Origin of the sequence: Spirillospora sp. CA-294931, from assembly GCF_050946795.1 — a bacterium.
Lineage (GTDB): Bacteria > Actinomycetota > Actinomycetes > Streptosporangiales > Streptosporangiaceae > Spirillospora.
In genome coordinates, this window is record NZ_CP192006.1 from 8,397,670 (window position 1) to 8,421,414 (window position 23,745).

At 70.2% G+C, this 23,745-nt stretch carries 25 protein-coding genes; 2 read left to right on the forward strand and 23 right to left on the reverse strand.

Translation table 11 applies throughout. The features are described 5' to 3' along the window. Positions 1–40 precede the first annotated feature (40 nt). The 16 genes from nuoL to ACQPY4_RS38155 all read right to left on the reverse strand — a co-directional run bounded on the left by nuoL (position 41) and on the right by ACQPY4_RS38155 (position 16,693). The gene (nuoL, locus tag ACQPY4_RS38080) at positions 41–1,951 is read right to left on the reverse strand and encodes an NADH-quinone oxidoreductase subunit L (RefSeq protein ID WP_433329585.1); all 1,911 of its coding nucleotides are present in this window, start codon (positions 1,949–1,951) and stop codon (positions 41–43) included. 10 nt (positions 1,952–1,961) lie between these two features. Beyond that, a complete protein-coding gene (nuoK, locus tag ACQPY4_RS38085; protein WP_433329587.1) occupies positions 1,962–2,261 on the reverse strand; it encodes an NADH-quinone oxidoreductase subunit NuoK in 300 nt (99 codons plus the stop codon). Further along, on the reverse strand, positions 2,258–3,184 hold the full coding sequence (locus ACQPY4_RS38090; RefSeq protein WP_433329589.1) for an NADH-quinone oxidoreductase subunit J: 927 nt from the start codon (positions 3,182–3,184) through the stop codon (positions 2,258–2,260). Before ACQPY4_RS38090 ends, nuoK begins: the two co-directional genes overlap by 4 nt. Continuing rightward, positions 3,181–3,711, reverse strand: a complete 531-nt coding sequence (gene nuoI / locus ACQPY4_RS38095; protein ID WP_433329591.1) for an NADH-quinone oxidoreductase subunit NuoI — start codon at positions 3,709–3,711, stop codon at positions 3,181–3,183. Before nuoI ends, ACQPY4_RS38090 begins: the two co-directional genes overlap by 4 nt. After that, a complete protein-coding gene (gene nuoH, locus ACQPY4_RS38100) occupies positions 3,698–5,017 on the reverse strand; it encodes an NADH-quinone oxidoreductase subunit NuoH (RefSeq protein ID WP_433329593.1) in 1,320 nt (439 codons plus the stop codon). Before nuoH ends, nuoI begins: the two co-directional genes overlap by 14 nt. Continuing rightward, positions 5,014–7,419 carry an NADH-quinone oxidoreductase subunit G gene (locus tag ACQPY4_RS38105; protein ID WP_433329595.1) on the reverse strand — a complete coding sequence of 802 codons (2,406 nt, stop codon included), beginning with the start codon at positions 7,417–7,419 and terminating at the stop codon, positions 5,014–5,016. Before ACQPY4_RS38105 ends, nuoH begins: the two co-directional genes overlap by 4 nt. Then, positions 7,416–8,717 carry an NADH-quinone oxidoreductase subunit NuoF gene (nuoF, locus tag ACQPY4_RS38110; RefSeq protein ID WP_433329597.1) on the reverse strand — a complete coding sequence of 434 codons (1,302 nt, stop codon included), beginning with the start codon at positions 8,715–8,717 and terminating at the stop codon, positions 7,416–7,418. Before nuoF ends, ACQPY4_RS38105 begins: the two co-directional genes overlap by 4 nt. Then, positions 8,714–9,394 (reverse strand): NADH-quinone oxidoreductase subunit NuoE, encoded by a 681-nt coding sequence (nuoE, locus tag ACQPY4_RS38115; protein WP_433329599.1) that lies wholly within the window; start codon positions 9,392–9,394, stop codon positions 8,714–8,716. Before nuoE ends, nuoF begins: the two co-directional genes overlap by 4 nt. 439 nt (positions 9,395–9,833) lie before the next feature. Beyond that, the gene (locus ACQPY4_RS38120) at positions 9,834–11,084 is read right to left on the reverse strand and encodes an NADH-quinone oxidoreductase subunit D (protein ID WP_433339190.1); all 1,251 of its coding nucleotides are present in this window, start codon (positions 11,082–11,084) and stop codon (positions 9,834–9,836) included. A 223-nt stretch (positions 11,085–11,307) separates the two neighbouring features. After that, complete coding sequence (locus tag ACQPY4_RS38125; protein ID WP_433329601.1) at positions 11,308–12,054, reverse strand: NADH-quinone oxidoreductase subunit C; 747 nt, start codon at positions 12,052–12,054, stop codon at positions 11,308–11,310. Then, positions 12,054–12,602, reverse strand: coding sequence for a NuoB/complex I 20 kDa subunit family protein (locus ACQPY4_RS38130; protein ID WP_433329603.1), 549 nt, complete (start codon positions 12,600–12,602; stop codon positions 12,054–12,056). Before ACQPY4_RS38130 ends, ACQPY4_RS38125 begins: the two co-directional genes overlap by 1 nt. 1 nt (position 12,603) lies before the next feature. After that, complete coding sequence (locus ACQPY4_RS38135) at positions 12,604–12,963, reverse strand: NADH-quinone oxidoreductase subunit A (RefSeq protein ID WP_433329605.1); 360 nt, start codon at positions 12,961–12,963, stop codon at positions 12,604–12,606. A 214-nt stretch (positions 12,964–13,177) separates the two neighbouring features. Then, positions 13,178–14,434 (reverse strand): geranylgeranyl reductase family protein, encoded by a 1,257-nt coding sequence (locus ACQPY4_RS38140; RefSeq protein WP_433329607.1) that lies wholly within the window; start codon positions 14,432–14,434, stop codon positions 13,178–13,180. 147 nt (positions 14,435–14,581) lie between these two features. After that, entirely contained in the window at positions 14,582–15,283 is a 702-nt protein-coding gene (locus ACQPY4_RS38145; protein ID WP_433329609.1) for a demethylmenaquinone methyltransferase, read from the reverse strand. A gap of 179 nt (positions 15,284–15,462) precedes the next feature. Continuing rightward, positions 15,463–15,702: a DUF4229 domain-containing protein gene (locus ACQPY4_RS38150; protein ID WP_433329611.1), complete on the reverse strand. Its 240-nt coding sequence runs from the start codon at positions 15,700–15,702 to the stop codon at positions 15,463–15,465. A 13-nt stretch (positions 15,703–15,715) separates the two neighbouring features. Further along, positions 15,716–16,693: a threonine ammonia-lyase gene (locus ACQPY4_RS38155; protein ID WP_433329613.1), complete on the reverse strand. Its 978-nt coding sequence runs from the start codon at positions 16,691–16,693 to the stop codon at positions 15,716–15,718. Between the two features lie 243 nt (positions 16,694–16,936). On the opposite strand from ACQPY4_RS38155, the gene ACQPY4_RS38160 reads away from it, so the two are divergent. Beyond that, entirely contained in the window at positions 16,937–17,143 is a 207-nt protein-coding gene (locus tag ACQPY4_RS38160) for a BldC family transcriptional regulator (protein WP_067629203.1), read from the forward strand. 90 nt (positions 17,144–17,233) lie between these two features. On the opposite strand, the gene ACQPY4_RS38165 is transcribed toward ACQPY4_RS38160, so the two are convergent. After that, the gene (locus tag ACQPY4_RS38165; protein WP_433329615.1) at positions 17,234–17,494 is read right to left on the reverse strand and encodes a hypothetical protein; all 261 of its coding nucleotides are present in this window, start codon (positions 17,492–17,494) and stop codon (positions 17,234–17,236) included. 41 nt (positions 17,495–17,535) lie between these two features. Then, positions 17,536–18,492, reverse strand: coding sequence for a hypothetical protein (locus ACQPY4_RS38170; protein ID WP_433329617.1), 957 nt, complete (start codon positions 18,490–18,492; stop codon positions 17,536–17,538). Between the two features lie 112 nt (positions 18,493–18,604). Here ACQPY4_RS38170 and ACQPY4_RS38175 point away from each other — a divergent pair, with 112 nt between their 5' ends. Next, on the forward strand, positions 18,605–18,904 hold the full coding sequence (locus ACQPY4_RS38175) for a PLDc N-terminal domain-containing protein (protein WP_433329619.1): 300 nt from the start codon (positions 18,605–18,607) through the stop codon (positions 18,902–18,904). A 12-nt stretch (positions 18,905–18,916) separates the two neighbouring features. On the opposite strand, the gene ccsB is transcribed toward ACQPY4_RS38175, so the two are convergent. Genes ccsB through ACQPY4_RS38200 form a run of 5 tightly spaced genes read right to left on the reverse strand, consistent with a single transcriptional unit; the run spans position 18,917 to position 23,714 of the window. After that, positions 18,917–19,948, reverse strand: coding sequence for a c-type cytochrome biogenesis protein CcsB (gene ccsB, locus ACQPY4_RS38180; protein ID WP_433329621.1), 1,032 nt, complete (start codon positions 19,946–19,948; stop codon positions 18,917–18,919). Then, positions 19,945–21,684, reverse strand: coding sequence for a cytochrome c biogenesis protein ResB (resB, locus tag ACQPY4_RS38185; protein ID WP_433329623.1), 1,740 nt, complete (start codon positions 21,682–21,684; stop codon positions 19,945–19,947). Before resB ends, ccsB begins: the two co-directional genes overlap by 4 nt. 3 nt (positions 21,685–21,687) lie before the next feature. Then, entirely contained in the window at positions 21,688–22,428 is a 741-nt protein-coding gene (locus tag ACQPY4_RS38190) for a cytochrome c biogenesis CcdA family protein (RefSeq protein WP_433329626.1), read from the reverse strand. Positions 22,429–22,442: 14 nt separating this feature from the next. Beyond that, positions 22,443–23,030: a TlpA family protein disulfide reductase gene (locus ACQPY4_RS38195; RefSeq protein ID WP_433329628.1), complete on the reverse strand. Its 588-nt coding sequence runs from the start codon at positions 23,028–23,030 to the stop codon at positions 22,443–22,445. 45 nt (positions 23,031–23,075) lie between these two features. Further along, complete coding sequence (locus tag ACQPY4_RS38200) at positions 23,076–23,714, reverse strand: histidine phosphatase family protein (protein ID WP_433329630.1); 639 nt, start codon at positions 23,712–23,714, stop codon at positions 23,076–23,078. Between the last annotated feature and the right edge of the window lie 31 nt (positions 23,715–23,745).

The following is a 23,745-nucleotide window of genomic DNA, read 5'->3' on the forward strand; positions in this document are numbered from 1 at the left end:
GTTATGGCCGCGTCAGTCCGACGCGGCATGGACAGGGCGTTCATACGTTCACCACCAGCAAGGCGGCGACGATGATCGCTGCGCCGAAGAACATCGAAAGGGCGTAAGAACGGACGAGGCCGGTCTGGACGCGGCGGGCGCGTCCGGAGCTGCCTCCGACCGCGGCCGCCAGGCCGTTGACGGCGCCGTCCACGCCGCGGCCGTCGAACCAGACCGCCAGGCGGGTCAGCCACTGGCCGGGACGCATCAGCAGCGACTCGTTCAGCGCGTCGCCGTACAGGTCCTTGCGGGCCGCGACCGTGATGAACGAGCCGGTTGGCACCTCGCGCGGCACCTTGCGGGCGCCGTACTGCCGCCAGGCGATCCCGACACCGACGATCATGAGGACGAACGTCGCGATGCCCGGGCCGGTGATCGGCTTGAAGCCGTGGTGCTCGGGCTCCCCGACCACCGGGGCCAGGAAGTCGGAGAACCCGCCGAGGATCAGCACGCCGCCGGCGAACAGGGAGCCGAGGGCCAGGATCATCAGCGGGACGGTCATCACCTTGGGCGACTCGTGCGGGTGCACGCCCTCTTCCCAGCGCTTGTCGCCGTAGAAGGTCATGAACATCACCCGCGACATGTAGTACGCGGTGATGCCCGCGCCGAGCAGCGCGCAGGTGCCGAGGACGGCGCCGGACGTGCCGCCCTTCTCGTAGGCGGCCTCGATGATGCCGTCCTTGGTGAACCAGCCCGACAGGCCCGGGAACCCGATGATCGCCAGATAGCCGAGGCCGAACGTGGCCCAGGTCAGCACCATCATCGAGCGCAGCGCGCCGTAGTGGCGCATGTTCACGTCGTCCTTCATGCCGTGCATGACCGAACCGGCGCCGAGGAACAGGCCCGCCTTGAAGAACCCGTGCGCGATCAGGTGCGCGATGGCGAACGCGTATCCGGCCTTGCCGAGCCCGGCGGCCAGGTGCATGTAGCCGATCTGCGACATCGTCGACCCGGCCAGGGCCTTCTTGATGTCGTCCTTGCCGCAACCGATGATCGCACCGGCGACGAGCGTGGCCGCGCCGACGATCGTCACGACCATCTGCGCGGTCTCCGACATCTCGAAGATCGGCGCGGACCGGACGATCAGGTACACCCCCGCCGTCACCATCGTGGCGGCGTGGATCAGGGCCGACACCGGGGTCGGACCCTCCATCGCGTCCAGCAGCCAGGACTGCAACGGGAGCTGGGCGGACTTGCCGCACGCGCCGAGCAGGAGCAGCAGGCCGATCGCCGTGGCCGTCCCGGTGCTCAGCTTGGACGCCAGCCCGACGTGCTCGGCGCCCTCGCCCAGGATCGCGTGGAAGTCGACGGTGCCGAAGGTCGCGAACATCAGCATGATCGCGGTCAGCAGGCCCAGGTCGCCGACGCGGTTGACCACGAACGCCTTCTTGGCCGCCGTCGCCGCGGTGGGCTTGTGCTGCCAGAACCCGATCAGCAGGTAGGACGCCAGGCCGACGCCCTCCCAGCCGATGAACATGGCGACATAACTGTCACCGAGCACCAGCAGCAGCATCGCCGCCACGAACAGGTTCAGGTAGGCGAAGAACCGGCGCCGGTCCGGGTCGTGCGACATGTAGCCGATCGAGTAGATGTGGATGAGCGAGCCCACCCCGGTGATCAGCAGCACGAAGCTGATGGACAGCGGGTCCACCAGCAGGCCCATGTCGACCTTGAACGACCCCGCCTGGATGAACTCCCACAGATGGACGGTGCGGCGCCGCTCCTCGGCGTCGTACCCGAGCATCTGGGTGAACATCGCGGCGCCGACCACGAACGAGGCCAGCGACATCGTGGTGCCGAGCAGGTGGCCCCATTTGTCGGTCAGGCGCCCGCCCAGCAGCAGGATCGCCGCACCGGCCAGCGGCAGCGCGATCAGAAGCCAGGCCGCGGCCTGGATGCCTTCCGCTTTCATCCGCGGCCTCTCAGTACTTCAGCAGGTTCGCGTCGTCGACCGACGAGGACCTGCGGGTCCGGAAGATGGTCATGATGATCGCCAGGCCCACCACGACCTCGGCCGCGGCCACCACCATCACGAAGAACGCGATGATCTGCCCGTCGAGGTTGCCGTGCATGCGGGCGAACGTCACGAACGACAGGTTCGCGGCGTTCAGCATCAGCTCGACGCACATGAACACCACGATCGCGTTGCGGCGCGCGAGCACGCCGACGGCGCCGATGGTGAACAGGATCGCCGAGAGCGCCAGGTAGTGCCCCGGACTCATTGACCAGCCTCTCCTTCAGCCTTGTCACCGGAAACCGGCGTCCCGGCCGTGACGACCCGGGCTCCCGCGTCGGCGCCCTCGGCCTCCTCGGTCGCGGCCCGCACGGCCGCCATGTCGTCCTGCACCGCCTGCTCCTCGGTCTCGCCGTACAGGTCGGTGTGACGGTGGGCGGTGTCGGTGCGGGCGGCGATGACCGGGTTGAGCGACAGTTCCGAGACGCTGCCGTCCGGCAGCAGGGCGGGCATGTCGACGGCGTTGTGCCGGGCGTAGGTGCCCGGGCCGGGCAGCGGGCCCGGGTGCGTCCCGCTGAGGAACCGCCGCTTGGACAGGTCGCGCTGGGTCGGCTTCGGCGTGGTGCGCTCGCGGTGCGCCAGCACCATCGCGCCGAGCGCCGCGGTGATCAGCAGGGCGCTGGTCGCCTCGAACGCGAACACGTACTTGCTGAACAGCAGCCGGGCCAGGCCGACCACGTTGCCGTCGGCGTTGGCGGACTTCAGCCCGGCCGAGTCCGACAGCGCCGCGTTGCCCATGCCCCCGGCCAGCAGGGCCAGGAAGCCGAGCGCGGCGATGCCGGCCCACAGCCGCTGGCCCCTGATCGTCTCGATCAGCGAATCGGTGGAGCTCACCCCGACCAGCATCAGCACGAACAGGAAGAGCATCAGCACCGCGCCGGTGTAGACGATCACCTGGACGAACGCCAGGAACGGCGCCCCCTGAATCGCGTACAGGGCGGCCAGCGAGAGCATCACCACCGCCAGCAGCAGCGCCGAGTGCACCGCCTTCCGCATGAAGATCATGCCGAGGGCCGACAGCGTCGACACGCTCGCCAGCAGCCAGAAGAAGAACGGCTCGCCCGACTGCTTGTCGGCGACCCCGGCCAGATGCCCGGCGGCCTCGCCCGCCAGGACGGCGCCCGCGCTCACTTCTTCTCACCCTCTTCGGACTGGAGCCCGAGGCGGTAGTAGTCCTCCTCGGTCTCGCCCAGCCTCATCTCGTGCGGCGGCGTCTCCATGCCCTCGCGCAGCGGCGCCAGCAGCATGTCCTTGGTGTAGATCAGGCTCTCGCGGCTGTCGTCGGCCAGCTCGTACTCGTTGGTCATCGTCAGCGCCCGGGTGGGGCACGCCTCGATGCACAGCCCGCACAGGATGCAGCGCAGATAGTTGATCTGGTAGATGCGGCCGTACCGCTCCCCCGGCGAGTACCGCTCGTCCTCGGAGTTGTCGGCGCCCTCGACGTAGATCGCGTCGGCGGGGCACGCCCAGGCGCACAGCTCGCAGCCGATGCACTTCTCCAGCCCGTCGGGCCACCGGTTGAGCTGGTGCCGCCCGTGGAAGCGAGGCGCGGTGGGCTTCTTCACCTCGGGGTACTGGACGGTCTCGCTCTTGGTGAACATCTGGTGGAACGAGACCCCGAACCCCTTGACCGGGTTCAGGAAGTCAGTGAATCCCACTTCCGACCTCCTTTCGTACGTCCGGGCGGCCGCCGTGGTAGTGGGGCGCGTCCATCGGCGGAACCGGGAACCCGCCGGCGGCGGGGTCGGCCTCCGGCGTGCCGGCGGCCAGGTCCGGGACGATCTGCCCGTCGGCGTCGCCCTCGCCGCGCAGCATCTCCCACAGCACGGAGGCGCCCAGCACGACGGCGGCGACGACGGCGCAGATCAAGGCGATCGACTGGATGTCGTAGCCCTCGTTGCGGAACGCCCGGATGGTGGCCACCAGAAGGATCCAGCCGAGCGAGAACGGCATCAGGACCTTCCACCCGAGCTTCATCAGCTGGTCGTAGCGGACCCGCGGCAGCGAGCCCCGCAGCCAGATGAAGAAGAAGATGAAGCCCCAGAGCTTGACCATGAACCACAGCACCGGCCACCAGCCGGCGTTGGCGCCCTCCCAGAACGTGGAGATCGGCGCGGGCGCGCGCCAGCCCCCCAGGAAGAGCGTGGTGGCCAGCGCCGACAGCGTGGCCAGGTTGATGTACTCGGCCAGGAAGAACATCGCGAACTTCAGCGACGAGTACTCGGTGTGGAAGCCGCCGACCAGCTCGCCCTCGCCCTCGGGCAGGTCGAACGGGATGCGGTTCGACTCGCCCATCATCGTGATCACGTAGACCACGAAGGACGGGAACAGCAGCAGCACGAACCACTTGTCGGCCTGGGCGTTGACGATGCCGGTGGTCGACATCGTCCCGGCGAACAGGAAGACCGCCACGAACGACAGGCCCATCGCGATCTCGTACGAGATGACCTGCGCCGAGGAGCGCAGGCCGCCCAGCAGCGAGTACGGCGACATCGACGACCAGCCCGCCAGGACGATGCCGTAGACGCCCATCGACGACATCGCCAGCACCAGCAGCACCGCCACCGGGAGGTCGGTGCCCTGCAGCGCGGTCTGGTGCCCGAAGACCGACACCGTCGGCCCGAACGGGATGATGATGAAGGAGATGAACGCCGGGACGGCCGACACGATCGGCGCCAGGACGAACACGACCTTGTCGACCTGGCGGGGGATGATGTCTTCCTTCAGCGCCAGCTTCACGCCGTCGGCCAGGCCCTGCAGCAGCCCGAAGGGGCCGCAGCGGTTCGGGCCGACGCGCAGCTGCATCCGCCCGATGACCCGGCGCTCGACCCACATCGACATCAGCACGGTCAGGACCAGGAAGACGAAGATCGCCAGGACCTTGCCGCCGATCAGCCACCACGGGTCGCGGCCGAACGTCTCCAGCGTCGGGTCGGGCGCGGCGGCGAGAGCGGGGAGCCTCATGACTGGCCTCCAGTGGAGATCGTGACCACGCTTCCGGTGTCGGCGCCGAGGTCGCGATACAGGGCGCAGCCGGCCGAGTTCGCCGGCAGCCAGACCACCCGGTCGGGCAGCCCGGCCGTGATCTCCAGCGGCAGCGTGACCGAGCCGCGCGCGGTCGAGACCGTGACGGTGTCGCCCGCGCCGATCTCGGCGGCGGTCGCGGCCGAGAGCCGGACGACCGCGGGCCTGGCGGTGCCCGCCAGGTACGGCTCGCCGTCCTGCATGCGGCCCCCGTCGAGCAGCATCCGCCACGTCGACAGCACCGCCTCGCCGGGACCCGGCTGCGGCCTGGCCTCCGGCGAGACCGCCGGCGCCGCCGGACGCTCGCCCCGGTAGGCGCCGAGGTCGGTCAGCTCGCGCCGCGCCGCCTCGGGCCCCGGCAGGCCCAGATGGACGTCGAGCTCGCCCGCCAGGATGTCGAGGACCCGCAGGTCGGACATCTTTCCGGCGGTCTTGAGCACCACGTCGAAGTGGCGTCCCCGGCCCTCCCAGTTGACGAACGTCCCCGACTTCTCGGCGACGGCCGCGACCGGCAGCACCACGTCGGCGCGGTCGGTGACCGCGCTGACCCGCTGCTCCAGGCTCACCACGAACGGTGTCGCCGCCAGCGCCGCGAGCACCGCCTCGGGGTCGGGCAGGTCGTAGGGGTCGACGCCGCCGACCAGCAGCGCGCCGATCTCACCGGCCGCGGCGGCCGCGACGATGGCGGCGGTGTCGCGTCCCGGCGCCGTGGGAAGCTCGGCCACGCCCCAGGTGCGGGCGACCTCCGCGCGCGCGTCGGGATCGGAGACGGGACGTCCGATCGGCAGCAGCCCGGGCAGCGCCCCGGCCTCGATCGCGCCCCGCTCCCCCGCCCGGCGCGGCACCCACGCCAGCCGTCCGCCGTTGGCCCGGGCCAGCCGGACCGCGCTCGACAGCGCGCCCGGGCTCGCGGCCAGCCGCTCGCCGACCATGATGATCGTGCCCTGCGGCAGGTCGCCGCCGGTGACCAGGTCGCCCAGCACGTCGGCCTCGGCGCCCGGGGCGGCGGGCAGCAGCGTCCCGCCGACCTTCTCCAGGCCCCGCGTCGCGAACGGCGCCACCGCGAAGACCCTCAGGCCCTTGCGGAACGCCTTGCGCAGCCGCAGGAAGACGATCGCCGACTCCTCCTCCGGCTCGAAACCGGCCAACAGCACCGCCGGAGCGTTCTCCAGGTCGGTGTAGGAGACCTCGATCGGACGTCCCGCCACCGACGAGGCCAGGAAGTCGGCCTCCTCCCGGCTGTGCGTCCGCGCGCGGAAGTCGACGTCGTTGGTGCCGAGCGCGACCCGCGCGAACTTGGCGTAGGCGTAGGAGTCCTCAAGCGTCACGCGTCCGCCGGTCAGCACCGCGGCATTGCCGCGCGCCGCCGCGAGCCCGCGCGCCGCCACCGCCAGCGCCTCGGGCCAGGACGCCGGCTCCAGCACGCCCTCCTCGTTGCGGACGAGCGGGTGCGTGAGGCGGTCGGGCTGGGTGGCGTAGGTGAACGCCCAGCGGCCCTTGTCGCAGTTCCACTCCTCGTTCACCTGCGGGTCGTCCCCGGCCAGCCGCCGGGTGATCTTGCCCCGGCGGTGGTCGGTGCGCAGCGCGCAGCCCGCCGCGCAGTGCTCGCAGGTGCTCGGCGCCGACACCAGGTCGAACGGCCGGGACCTGAACCGGTAGGCCGCGCCGGTGAGCGCGCCCACCGGGCAGATCTGCACGGTGTTGCCCGAGAAGTACGACTGGAACGGCTTGCCGTCGGCCGCGCCGACCTGCTCCTTGGCGCCCCGCTCGAACAGGTCGATGAACGCGTCCCCGGCGATCTGGTCGGAGAACCGCGTGCACCGCGCGCACTGGATGCAGCGCTCGCGGTCGAGCAGGACCTCGGTCGACAGCGGGATCGGCTTGGGGAAGGTCCGCTTGGCCTCGGTGAACCGCGTCTCGCCGCGCCCGTTGGACATCGCCTGGTTCTGCAAAGGGCACTCGCCGCCCTTGTCGCAGATCGGGCAGTCGAGCGGGTGGTTGATCAGCAGCAGCTCCATCACGCCGTGCTGCGCCTTGTCGGCGACCGGCGAGGTGAGCTGGGTCTTGATGACCATGCCCGGCATCACCGCGGTCGTGCAGGACGCCTGCGGCTTGGGCATCCCCCGCCCGTTGCCCGCGTCGGGGATCTCCACCAGGCACTGGCGGCAGGCCCCGACCGGGTCGAGCAGCGGATGGTCGCAGAAGCGCGGGATCTGGATGCCCAGCAGCTCGGCGGCCCGGATGATCAGGGTGCCCTTGGGCACCTCGATCTCGAAACCGTCGATGGTGACCGGGACCATCTCGGTCTTCTCGACGGCGGACTCGTCCTTGGTGACGGTCATCGGGAGGCACCTCCCCAGAGGGTGGAGGCGGCCGGGTCGAAGGGACAGCCGCCCTGCTCGAAGTGCTGGAGGTACTCGTCGCGGAACAGCTTGATCGACGAGACGACCGGGCTGGTCGCGCCGTCGCCCAGCGCGCAGAACGACCGGCCCAGGATGTTGTCGGACAGGTCGAGGAGCGTCTCCAGATCGGCCTCCTCGCCCTGACCGGCCTCCAGACGCTTGAGCATCTTCTTGTACCAGTAGGTGCCTTCGCGGCACGGCGTGCACTTGCCGCACGACTCGTGCGCGTAGAACTCCGACCAGCGCAGGACGGCCCGCACCACGCAGGTCGTCTCGTCGAAGATCTGCAGCGCCCGCGTACCGAGCATGGACCCCGCCGCGCCGACGGACTCGAAGTCCAGCGGAACGTCGAGGTGCTCCTCGGTGAAGATCGGGGTGGACGAGCCGCCAGGCGTCCAGAACTTCAGCCGGTGCCCCTCGCGGATGCCGCCGGCCATGTCGAGCAGCTCGCGCAGCGTGATGCCCAGCGGCGCCTCGTACTGCCCGGGCCGCGTCACGTGGCCCGACAGCGAGAAGATGCCGTAGCCCTGCGACTTCTCGGTGCCCATCGAGGCGAACCAGTCGGCGCCGTGCTCGACGATCGAGGGAACCGAGGCGATCGACTCCACGTTGTTGATCACAGTGGGCCCGCCGTACAGGCCCGCCACCGCCGGGAAGGGAGGCTTGAGCCGAGGTTGGCCGCGGAACCCTTCGAGGGAGTCGAGCAGCGCCGTCTCCTCGCCGCAGATGTAGGCGCCGGCGCCGGTGTGCACGACCAGGTCGAGGTCGTAACCCGTCCCCAGGATGTCCTTGCCGAGGTAACCGGCCTCGTACGCCTCGGCCACCGCCTGCTGGAGGCGGCGGATCACATGCAGCACCTCGCCGCGCACGTAGATGAACGCGTGGTTCGACCTGATCGCGTAGGAACTGATGATCACGCCCTCGATCAGCACGTGCGGGTTGGCCATCATCAGCGGGATGTCCTTGCACGTGCCCGGCTCGGACTCGTCCGCGTTCACCACCAGGTAGCGCGGGTTCGGGCTGGTCGGCGGCAGGAACCCCCACTTCATGCCGGTGGGGAAGCCCGCGCCGCCGCGGCCGCGCAGGCCGGAGTCCTTCACCGCCTGGACGATCGCGTCCGGCTCCAGGCCGAACGCCGTGCGCATCGCCTTGTAGCCGCCCTCGCGCTCATACGCCGCGCGCGTGAACGAGTCGGCCTGGTCCCAGTTCTTGGTGAGGACCGGAGTCAGCGTCGTCATGCCCGTACCTCCCCGTCGGACCCGGGCTCGGGCGCGGTCCAGCCGCGCTCCTTGGCCAGTTCCAGGCCGACCAGCGACTCCGGACCGGCCTGGACGCCCTCGTGCGCCCGGCCGTCGGGGAAGCCCGCCAGCACCCGGGACGCCTCCTTCCACGAGCAGACCCCGCCGGGCCCGCGCGTGGGGGCCACCTCGCGGCCCGCCCGCAGGTCGTCGACCAGCCCCTTGGCCTTCTCGGGGGTCATGTTGTCGAAGAACTCCCAGTTCACCGTCATCACCGGGGCGAAGTCGCAGGCCGCGTTGCACTCGATCCGCTCAAGGCTGACCTTGCCGTCCGGCGTGGCCTCGTCGTGGCCCACCCCCACGTGCTCGCTCAGCTCGTTCCAGATCTGGTCGCCGCCCATGACCGCGCAGAGCGTGTTGATGCACACGCCCACGTGATACTCGCCGACCGGCTCGCGCTTGTACTGCGTGTAGAACGTCGAGACCCCGGTCACCTGCGCCGCGGTGATCCCGAGCTGGTCGGCGCAGAACTCGATGCCGTCCTGGGTGATGTGGCCGTCCACCGACTGCACCAGATGCAGCATCGGCAACAGCGCCGAGCGCGGCTTCGGATACCGCGCGATGATGTCCTTGGCGTCCCGTTCCAGGGACGCCAGGATCTCGGGCTCGTAAGTCACGCCTGGACCTCCCTGGTCGCGCTCCTCGGCCGCGGCGAGCGGCCACCACGTGCCTGACCGGCACTCGCCATGACGGGCTCGACGCCGTCCACCGGACCCCGCGCGATCATGCCACCCGACCGCACCGTCCCGCTCACCAATCGTGTCGTCGCGCTCACCGGCCGACCTCCCATCACGTGGTCGACGCCGTCGATCGCGCCCCTGGAGCTCACGGCGAGCGCGCCGCCCCGCCCTCGCGTCGCTTCGCCGACCGGTCGAAATCCGCCGTGACGGGGGTCGATGCCGTCCCGCGCAGCCATCAGGCTCGGAGCGAACGCGCCGCCCCGCCTTCGTGTCGCTTCGCCGACCGGTCGAAACCCGCCGCGACGGGGGCCGATGCCGTCCCGCGCAGCCATCGGGCTCGGGGCGAGTGTGCCGCCCCGGCCTCGTGTCGTCGCGCTCACCGGTCGACACCTCCCATGACGGGGTCGATGCTGGCGACGGCGGCGATGACGTCGGCGATCATGCCGCCCTCCGCCATGGCGGGCGTGGCCTGGAGGTTGGTGAAGGACGGGTCGCGGAAGTGCGCCCGGTAGGGGCGGGTGCCGCCGTCGCTGACCAGGTGGACGCCCAGTTCCCCGCGCGGGGACTCGACGGCCGAGTACACCTGGCCGGCCGGGACGCGGAAGCCCTCGGTCACCAGCTTGAAGTGGTGGATCAGGGCCTCCATCGAGGTGCCCATGATGTGCGCGATGTGGCGGGGCGAGTTGCCCATGCCGTCCGCGCCGATGGCCAGCTGGGCGGGCCAGCCGATCTTCTTGTCCTCGATCATCACCGGTCCCTTGACCGTCTGCAGCCGGTCGGCGCACTGCTCGACGATCTTGAGGGACTCCTCCATCTCCTTCATGCGGACCAGGTAGCGGCCGTAGACGTCGCAGGTGTCCTGGGTGGCCACCTCGAAGTCGTAGGTCTCGTAGCCGCAGTAGGGCTGCGACTTGCGCAGGTCCCACGGCAGGCCGGTCGCGCGCAGCACCGGGCCGGTGACGCCCATCGCCATGCACCCGGTGAGGTCGAGGTAGGCGACGTCCTTCGTCCGGGCCAGGTAGACGGGGTTGGCGTCCATCAGCTTGCGCAGGGCGCGGAGCCGCTCGGGCATCCGCTCGAGGTAGTCGCGGACCTTGCTGAGCGCACCGCTCGGCAGGTCCTGCGCGACACCGCCCGGACGGACGTAGGCCATGTTCATCCGCAGGCCCGAGATCTCCTCGAACAGGTCGAGGGTGTACTCGCGCTCGACGAACCCGTTGAGCATGACCGTCGTCGCGCCCAGCTCCAGGCCGAACGTGGCGATCGCCACCAGGTGCGAGGAGATCCGGTTGAGCTCCATCATCATCACGCGGATGATCTGGGCCCGCTCGGGGATCTGCTCGGTGACCCCGAGGAGCTTCTCCACGCCCAGGCTGTAGGCGGTCTCGTTGAAGATCGGCGCCAGGTAGTCCATCCGGGTGCAGAACGTGGTGCCCTGCGTCCAGGTGCGGAACTCCATGTTCTTCTCGATGCCCGTGTGCAGGTAGCCGATGGCCACCCGGCACTCGTTCACCGTCTCGCCGTCGAGCGTCAGGATGAGGCGGAGCACGCCGTGCGTGGACGGGTGCTGCGGCCCCATGTTGACGACCAGCCGCTCGTCGCCGAGGTCCTCGGCTCCCGCGATCACCTGGTCCCAGTCCTGGCCGCCGACGTCGAAGACGCGGCCCTCGGCCGCCTCGTCGGCGGCGTACGCGTCGTACTCGGTGTATTTGGTACTGCTCACATTTGCCTCGCTACGCTCGGCGGCTCGCAGCCGTCCACTCGCGACGGCCTGCCTCGTCGCTCCGGTCGCAGGCTTCCCGCCGGGCCCGCTGTCTGGTCGCTGCGCTCGCCGCGCAGCCCGCGTGCGGTCATGAGTACGACCGCCTCTCGTCCGGCGGGGGGATCTCGGCCCCGCGGTACTCGACGGGGATGCCGCCGAGGGGGTAGTCCTTGCGCTGCGGATGGCCGACCCAGTCGTCGGGCATCTGGATGCGGGTGAGCGCGGGGTGGCCGTCGAAGACGATGCCGAAGAAGTCGAAGGTCTCGCGCTCGTGCCAGTCGTTGGTGGGATAGACCGCCACCAGCGACGGGATGTGCCGGTCGGCGTCCGGGCAGGTGACCTCGAGGCGCACGCGGCGGTTGTGGGTCATCGAGAGCAGGTGGTAGACCGCGTGCAGCTCGGCGCCCTCGTCCTTGGGGTAGTGCACGCCGGAAACGCCTGTGCACAGCTCGAAGCGGAGCGTGGGCTCGTCGCGCATGCGCTGGGCGACCTCGGGGAGCTTCTCGCGCCGGACGACGAAGGTCAGCTCGCCACGGTGGACGACGACGCGCTCGATCGCGTCGCCGAAGCCCGGCAGGACGCTCTCCAGCGTGTCGGCGACCTCGTCGAACTCGCCGGGCTCGCCCGCGCCGTCCGGGCCCCCGTAAGGACGGGGGGACGACAGCTTCGGCGACTGCCGGACGACGAGCCCGCCGTATCCGGAGGTGTCACCGGTCGTCTTGGCGCCGAACATGCCCATACGGGCGACGGGCTGCTCGCGGCGCTCCTCCTCGGCCTGGGCCGGGAGCTGGTCGGCGGCCTGCTCGGCCTGCTGCTCGGGGTGCTGGGAGCTCATCAGATCGTCCCCTGTCCGAGCAGCGGGAGCTGGCGGCGCTTGGCCTCTTCGAGCTCCTGGACCTGCTTGGCGCGCTGCGCCCCCAGCTTGGTGTTCTGGATCTTGTCGTGCAGCTTGAGGATCGCGTCGATCAGCATCTCGGGCCGCGGCGGGCAGCCGGGCAAATAGATGTCGACGGGGACGACGTGGTCGACGCCCTGGACGATCGCGTAGTTGTTGAACATGCCGCCCGAGGACGCGCAGACGCCCATCGCGATGACCCACTTGGGCTCGGTCATCTGGTCGTAGATCTGCCGCAGCACCGGCGCCATCTTCTGGCTCACCCGGCCCGCGACGATCATCAGGTCGGCCTGCCGGGGGGTGGCCGAGGCGCGTTCCATCCCCCAGCGGGAGAAGTCGTGCCGGGGGTCGCCGGTGGCCATCATCTCGATGGCGCAGCAGGCCAGGCCGAAGGTGGCCGGCCAGACCGAGCTCTTACGTCCCCATCCGGCGAGCTGCTCGACCGTGGTCAGCAGGAAGCCGCTCGGGAGTTTTTCCTCTAGTCCCATATCAGTCCCACTCCAAACCACCGCGACGCCAGATGTAGGCGTACGCCACGAGCACGGTGAGGATGAACAGCACCATCTCCACCAAGCCGAAAATTCCCAGATGGTCGAAGGCGACCGCCCAGGGATAAAGGAAGATGATCTCAATGTCGAAGACGATGAAGAGCATCGCCGTCAGGTAGTACTTCACGGGGAACCGCCCGCCGCCGACAGGCTGGGGGGTCGGCTCGATCCCGCACTCGTAGGCGTCGAGCCGCGCGCGGTTCCAGCGCTTGGGCCCCGTCAGGGCGGCCATCGCCACCGAACCCGCCGCGAAGACGAAAGCGAGCACCCCAAGCACGATGATCGGGATATAGAGATCCATGTCTCTACTGCCTCTCCTCGGTACGTACGACGCTGTACGGGACGCGTCCCCGCCGATGTTGCCCACCGCTCATGGGGCGGTACGGGGCGCCGGACGGACGCGCCACGGTGGCGTGACCCCTGACCGATCCGTGACTCCGGTCACGGACACGGGTCGCCACCCTAGCCAAGGTGATCAATAGCACTCCCCTCCGGGGGTGGGAACTTCGGCAGGTTCATGCCGCGGGCGCCACCTTCTGCATGGCGTTGATCACGCGGTCCATCGCGTCGCCGCCCCGGCGATCGGTGAGGTTCGCCAGAAGCTTCAGCGTGAAACGCATCAGCGTAGGGTGCGGCAGGCCGTGTGCGGTGAGGAACTTCATCACTCTTGGGTCACCGATGGCCTGGACGAAGACCCGGGCCAGGGTGAAGTAGCCGCCGTGCTCGTCCTTCAGGATGCGCGGGTACTCGTACAGCGTGCGCTCGCGCTGCGCGGGGGTGCTGCGCGCCAGCGCCTGCACCATGATGTCGGCGGCCAGGCGGCCCGACTCCAGCGCGTAGTCGATGCCCTCGCCGTTGAACGGGTTGATCATGCCGCCCGCGTCGCCGACGAGCAGCATGCCCCGGGTGTAGTGCGGCTGCCGGTTGAAGCCCATCGGCAGCGCGGCGCCCCGGATCGGGCCGGTGGCGTGGTCCTCGTCGAACTGCCACTCCTCGGGCATGCTCGAACACCAGCCCTTGAGCATGCCCCGGTAGTCGACGTTCTGGAACGACTTGCTGGTGTTGAGCAGGCCGAGCCCGACGTTGGAGGTGCCGTCGCCGACGGGGAAGACCCAGCCGTACCCGGGGAGCAGGCGCTGGCCGTCCCAGAGTTCGAGCCACGCCTCCATGTACTCGTCGGTGTGGCGCGGAGTCTCGTAGTAGCGGCGGACGGCGACGCCCATCGGACGGTCGTCGCGCCGTTCGAGCCCCATCGACAGCGACAGGCGGGTGGAGTTGCCGTCGGCCGCGACGACCAGCGGCGCGCGGAACTCGACCTCCTCGCCCTCGTACTTGGCGGTGACGCCGATGATGCGGTCGGTGCGCTCGTCCAGGATCGGGCCCTGGACGTTGCAGCCCTGAAGAAGCCGGGCGCCGGCCTTGGCGGCGTGCTCGGCCAGCAGCTGGTCGAGGTCCATACGGGTGCGGACGAGGCCGAAGTCGGGGAAGCTGGCCAGCTCGGGCCAGGGCAGCTCGACCTTGACGCCGCCCCCGTAGATGCGCAGACCCTTGTTGCGGGCCCAGCCGGGGGCGTTGATGTCGACGCCCATGCCGATGAGCGCGCGGACGGCCCGGGGGGTGAGCCCGTCGCCGCAGATCTTGTCGCGCGGGAACGTGGCCTTCTCCAGGAGCAGGACGTCCTGCCCTGCCTGGGCCAGCCAGTAGGCGGTCGCCGCCCCGGCGGGGCCGGCCCCGACGACGATGACGTCTGCGTGTCGGGTGGACTCGGTCACAGCGTTCCTCTTTAGCTCGTTCGCTTGTGAAGTACTTCACAAGGATCCGGTGGGGAGTCTATTCCTTTGTGGCGGCCCGTGGGTACCTCTCGGCCACCTCGGTTTTGGACCGGTCCGAAACCCCTGGGGCGGCTCGGACCCGCTTGTTCACCCGGGGTTGGTCGCCCGGTGCATCGCCGCTACCCCGAGTGTCAGATCGCGCCAGCGGACCTCGTTCCAGCCCGCGTCCTGCAGGCGCCGCGCCAGCTGCGCCTGATCGGGCCAGGCGAGCGTCGACTCGGCGAGATATCGGTAGGAATCGGGATTGGAGCTGACCCGCGCCAGCGTGGGCAACCCCACCTTCAGATGCGTGCGGTGCCCGAACCGCAGCAGCGGATTGGTGGGATGGCTGACCTCGCAGACCAGCAGGCGCCCACCCGGCTTGGTCACCCGCCGCAGCTCGCGCAGGGCCTTGCCGGTGTCGGAGACGTTGCGCAGACCGAACGAGATCGTCACCGCGTCGAAGGACGCGTCGGCGAACGGCAGGCGCAGCGCGTCGCCCGCCACGAAGCTCAGCCCCCGCACGTCCCGCTGCCTCTGCATGCCGACCCGGAGCATGCCCAGCGAGAAGTCGCAGGCCACCGTCTCGGCACCGGCCTCGGCGAACGGAACCGACGACGTCCCCGTGCCCGCGGCCAGATCGAGGACGCGCTCGCCCCGCCGCGCGCCGACCGCCCGCACGACCTCATGCCGCCACCGGCGGTCGAGCCCGCCGGTCATCAGGCTGTTGAGCAGGTCGTACCGGTCGGCCGTGCGGTCGAACATCGCCGCGACGTCGGCGGGCTGCTTGTCAAGTGAGGCGCGGGTCATGCCCCCAGCCTAGAAGGCCCGCGACCCCACTCCGCGCCCGCCCGGCCATCTGTGGAAAACCCATCGCAACCCCGAGCCGGAAACCCGCCGAACAACCACAGATCACAGAGAAGCGGGCCACCCCGCACCACCAGCGACAACCAGCCACCGCACGTCCCGTCCGATCGGGGGCGAGTGGGTCAGGCGTCTTCGCTGGTTCTGGACTTGTCGAGTTTGGCGCGGCCGCCGCGGACGCCGGTGACGACGGCGGCGGACATGGCGTCGCGCTGGCGCGACAACAGGACGAAGCTGATGACACCGCTGATCAGCACGGCCAGACCCAGCAGCAGCAGGTCGCGCGCGCCGAACAGGAACAGGATGCCCGCCGTGGCGAGGAAGATCCCGAACCGGGCCGCGGTGTAAAGGAATACGGAGCGCATGACGGATACGAGTTTATCCCCCGCTCAGAACTTCCTGGAGGAGGGCCGGGTCGACGTTGCCCCCGGACAGGACGGAGACATACGTGCGGGCGGCGGGCAGGTCGTCGCGGCGGGAGAGGAAGGCGGCGGTCGCGACGGCGCCGCCGGGTTCGGCGATCAGGCGGGCCGACAGGGCCAGCCGCCGCATGGCGTCGCGGATCTCGTCCTCGGAGACGGTGACGATGTCGTCCACGTACTCGCGGATGTGGGCGAAGGTCAGGTCGCCCACGCGCTGGGCCACCAGGGCGTCGGCGATGGTTCGGCGGGTGTCCTCCGGACGCCACGACACCGGCTCGCCCGCGCGGAACGAGGCGCGGGCGTCGGCGGCCAGTTCCGGTTCGACGCCGATCACCTTGATCGAGGGGTCGAGGATCTTGACGGCGGTCGCGATGCCCGCGATGAGGCCGCCCCCACTGATAGGGACAAGTACCACTTCCGTGTCGGGACGGTCATCGACGATTTCGCGTCCGATGGTCCCCTGTCCCGCGATGATCCGGGGATCGTCGAAGGGCGGGATCAGGGCGAGGCCGTGCGCCGCGGCGAGCTTTTCGGCCGTGGCGATCCGGTCCTCCATCGTGGGTTCCACGAAAACGACTTCGGCGCCATGCGCGATACACGCCTGAACCTTCACCTTGGGCGTGGTGTGCGGGACGACCAGCACCGCGCGAATGCCGAGCCGCCGCGCCGTATAGGCGACCGCCTGAGCGTGGTTACCACTGGAGTGGGCGACAACACCGCGCTCGCGTTCCTCTTTGGGAAGGGCGGCGATGGCGGAGTAGGCGCCGCGGAGTTTGAATGCGCCGATGGGCTGGAGCGATTCGGCCTTGACCAGCAGTTGCGGACCGTCGGCCGGTCCGGGCATGGGAAACGAGACCAGCGGCGTCCGCAGGGCGACCCCGGAGAGGCGTCGTGAGGCCCGCTCGATCTCCGCGAAGGGCACAAGATCAGGCATGCCTGGAGACTATTCGCTTGCACGAAGGGACCGTTAACGGGCATTCCGGTGGGGTGCGGGACGTACTCGAAGAGATCAACGTGACCGATGTGCTCAATGCCACGTTTACTTCCCGTTATCCTGCCTGTTCAGACGGTTACCCAGTGTGATCTTTTGCGAAAACAAGGGAGAAATCGGTCTTGACCCGCCACACTGGGAAACAGTCCACCCGCGCCGAGAGCGGGACAAAGGGGGAGAAGAAACGTGGAGAGCACGAGCGAGCGCCTGCTGACCCCCGGAGAGGTCGCCGCCCTCTTCAGGGTCGATCCTAAGACGGTCACCCGCTGGGCGGCTGCCGGCCGGATCAGCAGCATCCGCACTCCCGGGGGCCACCGCCGCTTCCGCGAGTCCGAAGTGCACGCGCTGCTGCGCGGGGAGGAGCCCGTCGCCGAGCACTCGTCGGCGCGCTGACTCCGGGACGGCCCGCGCGCACGCGCCGCCGATCCCCTCACGATCCCCCGTATACGGGGCCCACACGAAGGTTCACCCGCATCGGGCCGGCTACTCCTCAGGCCGGCTCGCCTTCCACTCCTCGAACGTCCGCAACAGGTCCGCATCCTCGTCACGCCACCTGCGGCGCTTGTCCTCCAGCTCCTCTTCGGTGACCGACTGGCCCACGAGCCTGTCGTACTCGGGGTCGCCGGGCCCGATCTCCACATACGCCTGGGCGATGATCAGCCCCTCGTCGCTCCCCTCGCGGGGGTCGGAGAGAACGCTGTGAGGGACCCGGAGCGTGCCGTCGGGAAGCCGGATCACGTACATCGTCGATCACCTTCGGTACGGTTCGTCGTCGCCGGTCGCCATCAGATTCCGAATCTGCGGTTGAAGAAGAGCATGACATCAAGAGCGGCACGGATGTTGCCGGCGAGCATATCCACCAGTGCCGGACGCTGCCGCGCGGAGATCGCGGCGAAGGCGTCGGCGAAGAACTCCCGGCGGCCGAGGGCGTCGGGCTGCTGGTGGAACTCGCTGGCGAGGTGCGGCCGGCACATGTCGTACAGCGCGACGAACGCCGGGCTGTCGGAGGTCCATCCGCCGTCACCGCCGTCGATGTCGTCGAGCGCGTGCCCGACCTCGTGCATCATCACGTCCGGGGTCGGCGAGGGCCGGTCGCCCACGACGATCTTGCGGTCGCCGTAGGCGCCCGCGCAGATGTCCCAGGTCGCCCGGCCGGACGGCAGCGGCCGGTCTCTGAGGTGGCCCATGTCGTCCAGCTGAGGGACGCCTCCCGGCCCGACATAGATGCCGTCGAGCCCGCCCGCGAGCTTCTCCTTCAGCCCGTCGGGCAGCATGGCCAGGCTGTCGACGGCGCGGATCACCTCGGGTGTGGGCGGCCCCTGCCGGACGTCCCACTGCCGGACGATGATGTCTTCGAGCACCCCGCAGTGCCGCCGCCCGTCGCCCAGGCGCGGCGTTCCCGGCGGATGCGGCTCGACCCGGTGCGCCTGCTCCTCGTCGAGTTCGAAGTCGCGCCAGGAGAGGCCCTTGACCTCGGTGGCCCGCCCGGCCCTGCGCCGCCCGGGACGTCGCCGTCCCGTATCGGCCGTGCCCCGGGTGTCATCGGGCACGTCGGGACCCGGCCCCAGCGCGTAGTCGTCGTCGCGCCCGGCCTTGCGGAACCGGCCGAACCGGTCGCGCGGCTGGTTGCTGCGCGGCCGGACGCGCCGCGGCTCGGCGCGCGGGCCGGGGTCGGGCGGCGACGGCGCGTACGCCGCGTCCCCCGAATCCCGGGTCTTTCGGTGGATGCCTTTGAACCGCATCAGGCTCCTCAGTCAGCGGGCCCCGGTCTCAACGGCGACGGGCCCCCGAGGCAGAGTAAGCCGCAACCCGACAAGCCGTCATCCCCACCCAGTCAACGTCTACCCTCGGGGCATGGCGTTTGTGCTGCTCGCCCTCATCATGGTCGGAGTTTGGCTCTTCTCGCTCTTCGACGTGCTCGGAACCGACGAGGCCGAGGTCCGGCACCTTCCCAAGTTCGGCTGGATCCTGGTCGTCCTGCTCGGGCTGCTGCCCGGGGCGGTGCTGTGGCTGATGCTGGGACGGGCCCGGACGGGCGCGTCCCGCCAAGGCCCGCGACATGCCTCGGGACCCCTGGGTACAGCACCCAAGGGCCCCGAGGACGATCCGGCGTTCCTGCGCGACCTCGACCGCCGCCTGCGCGGCGAGGAATGACGCGGGACTTCTCTACGCGTAGGAGTGCAGGCCGGAGAACAGGTAGTTCACGCCGAAGAAGTTGAACAGCAGCGCGGCGAAGGCGACCAGCGACAGGATCGCGGCCTTGCGGCCCTTCCAGCCGGCCGTCGACCGCGCGTGCAGGTAGGCGGCGTACCCGATCCAGGTGATGAACGACCAGGTCTCCTTGGGGTCCCAGGCCCAGTAGCGGCCCCATGCCTCGTCGGCCCAGATGGCGCCCATGACGATCGCCGCCGTCCAGATCGGGAAGGCGAACATCGTCACGCGCAGCGACAGCCGGTCGAGCGCCTCGGTGGCCGGGAAGCGCGCGAGCACCCCGCCCTCGGGGACGGCGTTCCGGGCGAGCCGCCGCTCCTTGATCAGGTAGAGGATCGTGGACAGGCCCGCGACCGAGAACGCGCCGGTCGCGATGATCGCGGCGGAGACGTGGATGGCGATCCAGTACGAGTTGAGCGCCGGGACGACCGAGCCCGCCTCGTCGTACAGCCAGATGTTGGCGACGCCGAGCGCGATGACCGCCGCCAGCATCGCGAACGCCCCGAGGAAACGGGCCTTGTAGCGCCACAGCACCACCAGGTAGGCCGTCACGGCGGCGAAGGCGATGGCGGTGAGGAACTCGTACATGTTGCCCCACGGCCAGCGGGAGACCGCCGCCCCCCGGGACACGATGACCCCGAGGTGCGCTCCCCAGCCGAGGATGTTCAGCAGGACGGCCAGCCGGGCCCATTCCATTACGCGGCTGGGCGTCTCGTCGTCGGTCTGAGCGTCGTCATGCGTCCCGGCGCCGGATTCCGCCCCGGCGGTTCCCGTCGCGGCGGCTCCCGGCGTCTCGGCGGCCGCTTCGGCGCCCGCGGCGCCCACCAGGACCTTGGCCTCGGCCTCCGCCTTCTCGTCCGCGCCGGACACCGCGCCGCGCCGGCCGAAGCCGAGGTCGGCCGCGTAGGCCAGCATCGCGACGATGTAGAGCACGACGGTGGTCAGCATGAGCTTGTCGCTCAGGTTCGCGAGATCGGCACTGCTCACTCGCGTCCCTCCTTAGGTTCCTGGTCGGTGCCGGGCTCGCCGGTCAGGTCGGTGGGAGGGGCGGCGGGACGATCGTCCGGCCCGTCCTCCCGGGGGCCGCGCAGGGCGGCCACGATGTCGTCGAACTCCGAGGTCGGGTTGCCGAGCGTGAGCCCGCCGACCTCCACAACCGTACGCCCGCCCTCTCCGGCGCTCGCACGGACCCACACCCTGCGGCGCCGGACCATGAACGAGGCGGCCACGCCGGCCACCGCCAGGATGGACGCGATCAGCGCGGGGACGCGCCCCGGGTCGCGATGGACCGACAGGCTCGCCCACTCCTTGAGCCCGTCGAAGGTGATCGACCCGGCGTTGCCGGGCAGCTTGAGGGTCTCGCCGGGCTCCAGCAGCTTCTGCCCGTCCTTGATGGGGACGAGCTTGCCGTCCTTCAGCGCGGGCAACTGGTACACCGACTGCGGCGTCCCGGAGTTCAGGCCGATGTCGCCCTTGAACGCCGAGATAGTCACGACCGGGCGCAGCGGAGCGGGGAAGGCCGAGACGACCTGCTTGCCGGTCGAATCGGCCATCGCCGTCGGCCAGATGATGCCGTAGAAGGCCAGCTGCTCGGGCTCGGCGTCCGGTGCCTTGATGATGCATTCGGAGGTCAGGTTGCGCGGCTCCATCGCCAGGCAGGGCACGGAGTCCTGGAACGCGATGTTGCCCTTGGCGTCGCGCACGGTGAACGTCGGAGCATAGCCGTGGTCGAGCAGGTAGACCTTGGCGCCGCCGACCCCGAGCGGGTGGTTCACCCGAAGGTTGTAGGACTTCTCCTTGGACGTCGGCGTCTCGCGGACCCGCATCTTGGCCAGGAAGTCGGTGGCCTGCCCGCGCTTGGGACCCTTGGTCTGGTACTCGGCCTTGAAGTCGTCCAGGGTGATCGAGAACGGTTCGAGGTCGCCGGAGGAGAACCGGCTGCCGGGGTCGAACTGGTCGTACATCGACAGCGCGTTGGCGAACGACCTGCCCTCGGTCAGCAGCACGTCGCCCCGGTAGCCGTACAGCTTGCCGGTGCCGAGCGCGAACAGCAGCCCGAGCAGCGCCAGGTGGAAGATCAGGTTTCCGGTCTCGCCGAGGTAGCCCTTCTCGGAGGCCACCGACCCCTTGCCCGCCGCCGTGTCGACCCGGAAACGGCGCTTGCGCAGGACCTTCCCGGCCTCGGCCAGGACGTCTTCGGGGGACGCGTCGGTCTCGTACTTCTCCGACTGGGGCAGCCTCGACAGGTTGCGCGGCGCCGCCGGGGGACGGGCCCGCATCGCCGCGTAGTGCTTGCCCGCGCGCGGGATCACGCACCCGGCCAGCGAAACGAAGAGCAACAGGTAGATCGCCGCGAACCAGGGCGCGCCGAACACGTCGAACATCGACAGGCGGTCGAGCCAGGGGGCGACCGTCTTGTGGTCGGCGAAGTACTGCGTGACCTTCTCGGGTGCCTGGGGCCGCTGCGGCAGGATCGAGCCGGGCACCGCGCCCAGCGCCACCAGGAACAGCAGGATCAGCGCCGTGCGCATGGTGGTCAGCTGCCGCCACGCCCAGCGCAGCCACCCGATCGGGCCCAGCCCCTTCGGTCTGGGGACCTCTTCGGCCGCCTGCCGCTCGGGGGCGGCCAGCGTCCCGGCCTCCGGCTCGCTCTCGGCGGATTCGGCCTTCGGGGGGCCGTCCTCACGCTCCGGCTCGGCCTCGGTCTCCGGCATCTTCGCCATATCTCAAATCACCGTCTCGAAGCCGCTGATCCACGACTTCATCTGGATGGTCAGATCGCCCCACAGGCCGGTGACCAGCAGCAGGCCGATCGTCACGAGCATCCCGCCGCCGATGCGCATGACCAGCGCGTAGTGCCGCTTCACCGCGCCGAACGCGCCCAGCGCCCGGCGGTAGGCCAGCGCCGTCACCACGAAGGGAAGCCCGAGCCCGAGGCAGTACGCCAGCGACAGTAGCGCGCCCCGGCCCGCGCTGGCCTCGGAGATCGCCAGAGACTGGACGGCCGCGAGCGTGGGGCCGATGCAGGGCGTCCAGCCGAGGCCGAACAGCAGGCCGAGCAGCGGCGCCCCGGCCAGCCCCGCCTGGGGCAGCCGTCCGGACTTGAACGTGCGCTGGAGCCCGGGGACGAGCCCCATGAACGCGAGCCCGAAGACGATCGTGAGGATGCCCAGCACCCGGGTGATCGGGTCTTGGTACTCCAGCAGCCACCGCCCGATGCCGCCGAACGCCGCCCCGGCGCTGACGAACACCACGGTGAACCCCGCCACGAACAGCCCGGCCCCCGCCAGCAGACGTCCCCGTCCCCGCCGCTGATCGGCCAGATCGGCCCCCGTCATCCCCGTGACGTACGACAGGTAGCCCGGCACCAGCGGCAGCACGCACGGCGACACGAACGAGACCAGCCCGGCCAGCGCCGCCAGCGGCGCCGCCAGCAACAGCGACCCACTGGTGACCGTCTCGTTCACCCCGGCGGCAAGTATCACTTTTCCGCGAGGACCTTTGTGACGAGGGGGTTGAGCTTGGAGTAGGTGGTGGCGCCGACGATGCGGGCGGCGACGCGGCCCTGGCGGTCGAGGACGAGGGTGGTGGGGATGGCGTTGGGCGGGACGTCGCGGAAGGCGAGCGTCGTCTGGCCCGAGGAGTCGAAGAGGCTCGGGTAGCCGATCTTGAACTTGCGCTCGAACGCCTGGGCGTTGCCCCGGCTGTCCTTGAAGGCGACACCGAGGAAGTCGGCGCCCTTGCCCTTGTTCTCGGTGTAGACCTGCTGGAGCGAGGCGGCCTCGCCGCGGCAGGGGGCGCACCAGGAGGCCCAGAAGTTCACGACCGTGACCTTGCCCTTGAGTTCGCTGAGGCGCATCTCACCGCCGGTGAGGCGCTCGGCCCCGCCGTCGGGGGCGGGCTTGCGGTCGGCGGGGCGGATCTCCTGGACGTTGCCCGCGCCGCCGATGAAGCGGTTGTCGCCGCCGTCGGGGCCGCCCTGGGCGTCGGTGCCCGCGCAGCCCGCCAGCGCGGCCGACAGTGCGGCGGCGCCCGCGAGGGCGGACAGGGGGGAGACTCGGGGGCTCAACGGACCCTCCTACTACAAGACGTAGTACTCAACTTAGCGCCCGGTTCAGGCCCCGGCGACACTGGGTCCCTTGGCCAGGCCCGCCGCCGGTTCGTCGTAGCCGACGCCGACGAGCTTGCTGCCCTCGAACGTCAGGCTGGTGACGCTGGCCAGGCCGCATTCGCGCTTGACCGGGTGGTGCCAGAGCCTGCGGCGCTCGGCGTGCAGCCGCAGGATCCAGATGGGGAGCTGGTGGCTGACACAGACCGCCTGATGCCCCCGGGCGGCGTCCCTGGCGCGAATCACCACCGCCCGCATCCGGGCCGCGAGCTCGGTGTAGGGCTCGCCCCAGGACGGCTTGAACGGGTTGACCAGGTACCGCCAGTGCTCGGGGCGGCGCAGCGACCCCTTGCCCACGCCGAAGGTCATGCCCTCGAAGTGGTTGTCGGCCTCGATCAGCCGGTCGTCGACCGTCACCGGCAGGTCGAACGCCTCGGCCAGCGGGGCGGCCGTTTCCAGCGCCCGCTGCATCGGCGAGGAGAACAGCGCGGTGACGTCGTGCTCGGCGAAGTGCTTGGCGGCCGCCTTGGCCATGAGGACGCCGTCCTCGCTGAGCCGGTAGCCGGGCAGGCGCCCGTAGAGGATGCCGCCCGGGTTGTGGACCTCGCCGTGGCGCAGCAGATGAACGATCGTCGTGTCAGTCATGGCGAGGTCAGGGTACCGGCGCGCCCGGGCG